The sequence below is a fragment of the Candidatus Methylomirabilota bacterium genome, from assembly GCA_028870115.1.
Taxonomy (GTDB): Bacteria; Methylomirabilota; Methylomirabilia; order Methylomirabilales; family Methylomirabilaceae; genus Methylomirabilis.
In genome coordinates, this window is record JAGWQH010000006.1 from 1 (window position 1) to 1,171 (window position 1,171).

1 protein-coding gene is annotated in these 1,171 nt (G+C 55.5%); it reads left to right on the top strand.

Going from position 1 to position 1,171, the window contains the following annotated elements; translation table 11 throughout:
- Nucleotides 1–137: 137 nt before the first annotated feature.
- Nucleotides 138–1,109: an L-histidine N(alpha)-methyltransferase gene (gene egtD, locus KGL31_00310; protein MDE2320356.1), complete on the top strand. Its 972-nt coding sequence runs from the start codon at nucleotides 138–140 to the stop codon at nucleotides 1,107–1,109.
- Nucleotides 1,110–1,171 lie beyond the last annotated feature (62 nt).

Consider the following 1,171-nt stretch of genomic DNA (forward strand, 5'->3'; position numbering starts at 1 on the left):
AAAGTGCCCGCTTCATAAAAAGGGTAATCCGAATCACCGCGCAGGGCAAGGTGAAAAAGCTGGACCCAAATCGCATTTCTCCTTGACAGTGGGATCAAAGCACGGTATCACGCGAACAGCAGACTTGAGGCAACGTCATGGACAATGAACGATATACCTGCATTGCGCTAAGGAATGCTCAGGACACGCTGGCCGACGATATTCGGCAGGCGCTGACCGCGCCCAGGAAGTGGCTTCCCTGTAAGTACTTCTACGATCCGGCCGGGAACGCCCTATTCGAGCAGATCTGTGAGCTGCCCGAGTACTACCTGACGCGGGCGGAGACCGCTATTCTCAACAGTCATGCCGCGGCAATCATCGAACGCTGCCCCTCGAACCTCACGCTGGTCGAACTGGGCAGCGGCAGTTCCACGAAGAGCCGATATCTGATCGAGTCATGCCTGGCTCGGCAGCAGGATCTCATCTACTATGCCGTTGACATCTCGCCCACTGGATTAGAGAATGGAACACGGCAGCTATTGGACAGCTACCCGCGTCTGAGGGTTGTGGGGGTGGCGGCCGAATTTGCCGATGGGCTTCGCTATCTTACCACACACGCAAGTGGACCTCGATTGGTCGCGTTTCTGGGATCCACCATCGGCAACTTCACGGAAGAAGAGATCGCTCAATTCTTCACGATGCTCCGTTGCCATCTTCGCCCAATAGATCGGCTCCTGCTCGGCGTTGACCTGATCAAAGACCCTGCTGCCCTTGAAGCGGCCTACGATGATGCCCAGGGCGTGACCGCACAGTTTAATCTCAACATTCTGGCACGACTGAACCGAGAGTTGTCGGCTAATTTCGATTTAACGACATTTCGGCATCGGGCGGTATGGAATCACGAACGCAGCCGAATAGAGATGAACCTGGTCAGCGTGCATGATCAGCGCGTCAGGATCGCCGACCTAAACCTTGACATCGATTTTCGCGAGGGCGAAACGATTCACACAGAAAACTGCTATAAGTACTCCCAGCCGGGGATGGAATCGCTGCTTACGCGTCACGAGTTCCAGGTTCTTGGTTGTTTTACCGATCCTCGGGATCAATTTTGTCTTTTCCTGGCCTCCTGATCATCCCGCCACGATGGCCCCGATACGGCAGGAGGTGGCCATGAGGGAGGCGGTCTTGCCCC

What these genes read in the sequence shown, in the direction of transcription:
- egtD (MDE2320356.1), top strand. Translation starts at nt 138, where the DNA reads ATGGACAATGAACGATATACCTGCATTGCGCTAAGGAATGCTCAGGAC.